7 protein-coding genes are annotated in these 6,374 nt (G+C 62.8%); 3 read left to right on the top strand and 4 right to left on the bottom strand.

The genetic code is table 11. From position 1 onward, the window contains the following. Positions 1-591: 591 nt before the first annotated feature. A complete protein-coding gene (locus ABSG20_RS26525) occupies positions 592-1,074 on the top strand; it encodes a CinA family protein (RefSeq protein WP_423867450.1) in 483 nt (160 codons plus the stop codon). A 31-nt stretch (positions 1,075-1,105) separates the two neighbouring features. Here the strand turns inward: ABSG20_RS26525 and ABSG20_RS26520 are convergent, their stop codons facing one another. Next, positions 1,106-2,416: an HlyD family type I secretion periplasmic adaptor subunit gene (locus tag ABSG20_RS26520; protein ID WP_423867449.1), complete on the bottom strand. Its 1,311-nt coding sequence runs from the start codon at positions 2,414-2,416 to the stop codon at positions 1,106-1,108. Further along, the gene (locus ABSG20_RS26515; protein ID WP_423867448.1) at positions 2,413-4,158 is read right to left on the bottom strand and encodes a type I secretion system permease/ATPase; all 1,746 of its coding nucleotides are present in this window, start codon (positions 4,156-4,158) and stop codon (positions 2,413-2,415) included. Before ABSG20_RS26515 ends, ABSG20_RS26520 begins: the two co-directional genes overlap by 4 nt. 212 nt (positions 4,159-4,370) lie before the next feature. Here ABSG20_RS26515 and ABSG20_RS26510 point away from each other — a divergent pair, with 212 nt between their 5' ends. Both ABSG20_RS26510 and ABSG20_RS26505 read left to right on the top strand, forming a co-directional pair. Further along, on the top strand, positions 4,371-4,787 hold the full coding sequence (locus ABSG20_RS26510) for a DUF1236 domain-containing protein (RefSeq protein WP_423867447.1): 417 nt from the start codon (positions 4,371-4,373) through the stop codon (positions 4,785-4,787). Between the two features lie 96 nt (positions 4,788-4,883). Then, positions 4,884-5,132 carry a hypothetical protein gene (locus ABSG20_RS26505; protein WP_423867446.1) on the top strand — a complete coding sequence of 83 codons (249 nt, stop codon included), beginning with the start codon at positions 4,884-4,886 and terminating at the stop codon, positions 5,130-5,132. 20 nt (positions 5,133-5,152) lie between these two features. On the opposite strand, the gene ABSG20_RS26500 is transcribed toward ABSG20_RS26505, so the two are convergent. Continuing rightward, a complete protein-coding gene (locus ABSG20_RS26500) occupies positions 5,153-5,674 on the bottom strand; it encodes a ribonuclease toxin HepT-like protein (RefSeq protein WP_423867445.1) in 522 nt (173 codons plus the stop codon). Next, positions 5,634-6,239, bottom strand: coding sequence for a nucleotidyltransferase domain-containing protein (locus tag ABSG20_RS26495; protein WP_423867444.1), 606 nt, complete (start codon positions 6,237-6,239; stop codon positions 5,634-5,636). Before ABSG20_RS26495 ends, ABSG20_RS26500 begins: the two co-directional genes overlap by 41 nt. Positions 6,240-6,374 lie beyond the last annotated feature (135 nt).

Genomic DNA, 6,374 nt, shown 5'->3' with positions numbered 1-6,374 from the left:
CGGGGCGCGCTCTTGCGCGAGCCCATAACCACCAATCGGGGTTATGTCAGACGCCGGCGCCCGCGGAGGCACCCCCCAACCCCGACCCCTCCCCACCGCAAGAGCGGGGGGAGGGGAGCGTGGGCAGCGCGGCTCCCTCACCGATGATACTGACAAGGCCTCCGAGCTCTTTTTGCGAAACCCACCAATTCCGCCGCGGCGATGGGTTTCGTGACCAGCTCGGACATGCGTCCGATCTGGTCACTCCAACCCATCCTACAAATGACTCATCAGTTCAGGTACTACATCATCGTGTGAGCCGCGCGCTCGCGCGCGTCGCGAAGCCTGATCCCCGCGGATCTTCCACCGTCATTGCGAGGAGCCCTTGCGACGAAGCAATCCATCGCGCGGCGTACGCGGCTTTGGATTGCTTCGCTCACCGGACGGCGCCTTGCGCCGTGCCGGTGGCTCGCAATGACGGCTTGAACATCCCTTATTTCATCGGCGGCATTTTCGGCAGTCTCTCGGGCTGAACGATGATATGGATATGATTCGAACCTCAAAATCGCTGCACTGGAAACATCTCGCATCGTCGGCAGGAGTTGAGAACAGATGAAAGACCTCGTCGCCACCGCCGAACAAATCGCTGCCCTGCTGATCGCGCGGCGTCAGACCGTCGCGGTCGCGGAGTCCTCGACCGGCGGGCTGATCTCCGCAGCCCTGCTCGCGGTGCCCGGCGCGTCGGCCTATTTCCTCGGCGGGGCCGTGGTCTATACCCGCGATGCGCGGCGGATCCTGATGGATATCCCGGATGCGGCGATGCAGGGCCTGCGCTCCTCGTCGGAGCCTTACGCCAGACTGCTGGCGAGCCAGATCCGCCGGCGCTTCTCGGCCGACTGGGGCCTGTCGGAGACCGGCGCGACCGGACCGACCGGCAACCGCTATGGCGATGCCGCCGGCCACAGCTGCCTCGCGGTTGCGGGTGCGGAGCTGACCGCGATGACGATCGAGACCGGCAACAGCGACCGGCTCGCCAACATGCAGGTGTTCGCGGCAGCGGCGCTTGATCTGCTGTTGCAGCAGTTGTCGCGCTGAGGGCTCGATACCTTGACTGAAATGAGTCGCCTCACTTCTCCCGGAAGGCGCGCATCAGCTGGTCGTGCAGCGGCTTGATCAGATAGGACAGCATGGTGCGGTCGCCGGTCTGCACGAAGGCCTCGACCGGCATGCCCGGGATCAGCTTGACCTCGCCGAGCCGGGCGACTTCTTGCGGCGGCATCGAAACCCTGATCGTGTAATAGCTCTGCCCGGTGCGCTGGTCGGTGGTGACGTCGGGCGACACCCGGGTGACGACGCCGTTCAGTTCCGGGGTGGTGCGCTGGTTGAACGCCGACAGCCGCAGCAGGGTTTTCTGGCCGATCTGCAGCTTGTCGATATCCTGCGGATTGACCTTGGCCTCGACCTGGAGGTCATCGGCCTGCGGCACGATCAGCATGATGGCGTCGCCGGCGGTGATCACCCCGCCGACGGTATGGACCGTCGACTGCTCCACCATGCCGTCCTGCGGGGCGCGGATGTCGACCCGGCGCAACTGGTCTTCGGCCGTGACCTTGCGCTCGACGAATTCGCCGATCTTGTCATTGCTCTCGCGCAGATCCTTGGAGACCTCGCTGACCATGTCCTTGTCGACCTGGATGATCTGCAGCTCGGTTTCGGTGATCTTGCCCTTGCTCTGGGCCCGCGAGGCAATGTATTGCGCGCGCTCGCCGTTGAGCCGCGCGGCATCGCGCTCGAGCGTGGTCAGGCGCGACATCTGCACCAGATGTTGATCGTAGAGGGTGCGAACGCCGGTCAGTTCCTGTTCCACCAGCGCGATTTCCCGGTCCTTGGCCTTTTCCTGCGCGGTCAGGCCGGCGATTTCCTCGTTCAGCTGCGTGATCCGCTCGCGCAATTGCGCCTTCTGTCCGATCCTGCCATTGACGCGGACCTCGAACAATTTGCTCTCGCTCGCCATCACGTTCCTGACATCGGGATCCTCGGCGCGATCGAGCAGCATCTTTGGAAACACGATGGTGTCCAGTCCGCGCTGTTCGGCTTCGAGCCGCGCGGCGCGGGCCCACAGTCCGTCGAGGGTCTTGGTGACGATCGCAAGGCTCGCCTTGGTTACGGTGTCGTCCAGCCGCACCACCACCTGGCCTGATTTGACAAGGTCGCCATCGCGCGCCAGTACTTCACCGACCACGCCGCCGGTCGGATGCTGCACCTTCTTGACGCTGGATTCGACCACGATCGACCCCGGCGCGATCAGCGCGCCGGAGATCTCCGCCGTCGAGGCCCAGCCGCCAAAGCCGCCGGCCAGAATGACGACGACGGCGAGGCCCGTGATCAGATGCAGCCGGATCGAACGCCGCGCACCCTGAAGTTCGCTGCCGCTCATGATTTGGCAACTCCGCCGTCGGATACGATCTTGATCGGCACCGGCGGCGCGACCCGCTGCAGCACCTGTCCCAGCACGGTTTCCTTCGGCCCGAAGGCCTGCATGCGGCCGTCCTTGAGGACGAGAAGCTGATCGACCGCCTCGATGCCGATCGGCCGGTGCGCGACCACCACCACGATGGCGCCACGCTCGCGCGCCGAGCGGACCGCCCGGGTCAGCGCCTCGTCGCCCTCGGTATCGAGATTGGAGTTGGGCTCGTCCAGCACGATCAGGAAAGGATCGCCGAAGAGCGCCCGCGCCAACGCCACGCGCTGCGCCTGACCGGCCGAGAGCGCATGGCCCTGCTCGCCGATCTCGGTATCGTAGCCGTCGCGCATCTTGATGATCATGTCGTGGACGCCGGCCTGTTTCGCGGCCGCGATGATGTCCTCGGAACCGGCTTCCGGGTCGAAGCGGCAAATATTATGGGCGACGGTTCCGGCGAACAGTTCGACATCCTGCGGCAGATAGCCGATGTGACGGCCGAGCACGTCGGGCGACCACTGATCGAGCGCGGCGCCGTCGAGCCGCACCTTGCCGCGTGCCGGCCGCCACACGCCGACCAGCGCACGCGCCAGCGAAGATTTGCCCGATCCGCTCGGCCCGATGATGCCGAGGCCATTGCCGGCCACCAGCGCGAACGTCACGTCCTGGACGATCACCTTCTGATCGCCCGGCGGCACGATGCTGACGCCTTCGACCGACAGGCGGCTCGACGGGCTCTGCAGCTGCATCTGCGCGGACCGCACCGGCAGCTGTTCCAAAAGCCGGTTGAGGCGGCGCCAGCTCTGGCGGGCGGCAACGAAACCCCTCCAATGTGCAATCGCCAGATCGACCGGCGCCAGTGCCCGGGCGCTCAGGATCGAGCCCGCGATGATGATGCCCGCGGTTGCTTCCTGATAAATCACGAGATAGGCGCCGACCCCGAGCACGGCCGACTGCAGGGTCATGCGCATCACCTTGGCAATCGCGCCAAGCCCTCCGGTGACGTCGCTGGCGCGCTGATTGCCGGCAAGATATTTCTCGTTGACCGCGCTCCAGCGTCCGGTCAGACGTCCGGACATTCCCATCGCGACCAGCACTTCCGCATTGCGCCGGCTGGTGGCGGCGAGATCGTTGCGGCGCGCCGCCAGACTGGTGGCCTCGCGTGCCGGCGCGCGCGACAGGAACTCGGTCACGACGGTGAGGGCGATCAGAATGACGGCGCCGACCAGCGCGGTCAGGCCGATCATGACATGAAAGGCAAAACAGATCGCCAGATAGAGCGGCAACCATGGCAGATCGAAGAACGCACTCATCCCCATGCCGGAAAGGAAGGAGCGGACGTTGTCCAGATCGCGCAGCGGCTGCAGGCCCTCGTTGCGGCTGCCGACCAGGAGCGGCAGGCGGACGATGGTTTCGAACACGCGGGCATTGAGGGATTCATCGAGCGCGGTTCCGACGCGCCCGAGGATGCGACCGCGTATCAGGTCGAGCACGCCCTGGGCGATGTACAATCCGCCGGCCAGAATGGCCAAACCCACCAGGGTCGGCACGCTCCGGCTCGGCAGCACCCGGTCGTAGACCTCCAGCATGAAGATCGAGCCGGTCAGATAGAGCAGGTTGATCATGCAGCTCATGACGCCGACGCCAATGAAAGCACCGCGGCAGGTGCGTAGTGCATCGGCGAGTTCGGAACGCCGGGCTGCGGGAACGGCTGTCATCAATGCTGATCTCTTCACGAGGGGTGCCGCGAACCCAACCCGAGGGCGGTCGCGCAACCGGCAACTTACCGATTCTTGTCGCTATCGTCCATGAAGCTCTCGCTGACCATTGCTTTTTGGCGGCTCGCCTTGTGCGCCTCGCGCTGCTCGCCGAGGAACCTTTTGGCTCGATAGCACTTGAACTTCACCCTAACATGCACAGGAGTTTGCTTATGAAATGCCGTCTTATCTTCATGGCCGCCGTTGCGGCTACGGTCGCGCTGTCTGCGGCAGCGCAGGCCCAGGGCGTCCCTGGTGGAGTTGAGCGTGGCTCAAGAGAGGGCGAAAGAGCTGCCGGACCGGTCGGCGCTGTTGTCGGCGGCGTCGTTGGCGGCGTGGTCGGTGGCGTCAACGGGGTTTTGGGAATCGATGAACGACCCCGCTTCAACCATTATGTCGTCGAGCGGCACCTGCCTTCCTATCACTATGGCGAAGACGTCCGGGTCGGTGCGGTGCTGCCGGAGGCAGGCGTAACCTATTACGAGGTGCCGCCGGAATATGGCGCCCGGGAGTATCGCTACACGGTGGTGGACGGTCGCACCGTTCTGGTCGATCCGCGCACCCGCCGGATTGTCGAAATCGTCGAGTAAGCCGTGCGCTGCCTCATCACGCCGAATGGGGGCCGTCCGTCGGGATGGCCCCCAGTAGCATAGGAAACTTTCGCAGGCTCGCGGCGTTATGAGGCGATGACGCAACCCGATATCTGGTATGTGACCTTCGGTCCGGATAAAGCGGCGCATGCGCGCCCTCGCGCCATCCGCGTTCGTCGCTCGACGCGTACCTTCAAATCGGAAGTCGACGCCAAGCTTTTCGCGATGCAGATCCTGGCAAAAGGCTGGTCGGTCAGCGCCGGCACGCTCAATCCGCATCAGCCCAAGCAGGTTGTCGGGACTTACCAAATCGAACGCTGGGCCGATCCCGATCTCGGCGGTTGAGAGCTCTGCTTCGGCGCCTTTCAAGGCTTGTGGGATGACTTAGCATCGTCCTTGTCAGTGGGCCTTCTTTCCCAGGCTTCAATGAATGTGACAATTTGCGTTTCGAAGAGTGAAAAAGCCTTCTTAAGAAGCTCAAGGTTCTTGTTGACGAGCTCTTCCTTGAGGACGTGACGATAGCTTGTGCGTTCGCGATGCCTGAATGATCGGAGTTCGTCGAGCTTTTCATAGAGCTCCCGGTCGATGACTTCCGATCTCTGGTCGGTCTTCTGGGCGGCCTGCGCCAGCAGCTGGGCATGGAAACTCTCCGATTTGCCGAACACCCCGCCATCGACCAAGTTGAGAACTTCTCTTAGGACGTTCTCCATGCCGGTATATACCCCTTCGATCCCGCTGGCGCGCGAAACCGCGCGGAGCCATGCCGCAGAGGCTTCTTGGTTCTCTTCGAGAGGGACCAAACGCTCTGTGTTGGCTTGCAAAAATGCTTCGAATTCCGAACGTGTTTCAGTCAGCCTGGTGCGCGTGAGCGCGAATGCTGGATGCACCGATAGCCTCCTTCATCATGATAGCCTTTTTCGACTCATCCAGATCGGAGCTCGGGATGAAATGAAAGGGGAAATCGCGCATTTCCTTTTCGAGGAGCCGGAAAGCAAGGTCTTCCGTTTCGGGACCGCAATCCACCAGAAAGTCGACATCTGAATGAATCGCGAACGTCCCCCGAGCAAGCGAACCGACGATCCATGCCGAGAGGCCGGCCTTCTCCAGACGCGCCAAGGCGGCAAACGCCCGCCTGGACGCCACGGCCAATCTCTCGACCCTGCGCTCCTGCATCAGGCGCTCTATCCGTGACGCCGGCACTTTGCCTATGACCTGCTGCCCGCTGTTACCAGTGTTCGCCAGCACCAGAGGATGTGCTGTTACGTCGGCCATCTCGCATCTCCCCGGTGGCTGTTTGGTATATATAAGTACCTGATCGGCAACAAAAAGCCATTCCATCTCGGAAACGAGGAACAGGGCGTGCAAACGAACCCTTGAGGATGAGAGGTCGGTGATTTGCCCGACGGGTGAAATTTTTTCTTGTTCGCCGAGCTGGCAAATGACGTCGCGCAAAAAAGTTGTTTAGCCCGACGGGCTAGATCTGGTGTGATTTGGGCTGTCAAGCCCCAAATAAAAAAATAAATATGTTCCCTTTTCGTTCGAATCAGTTCATAACCGACCCGTCTCGTTCCAGATGAGGGGCGTTTC

It is taken from the genome of Bradyrhizobium sp. (assembly GCF_049512235.1).
Taxonomy (GTDB): Bacteria; Pseudomonadota; Alphaproteobacteria; order Rhizobiales; family Xanthobacteraceae; genus Bradyrhizobium.
This window is presented reverse-complemented; position numbering and strand designations above follow the sequence as displayed.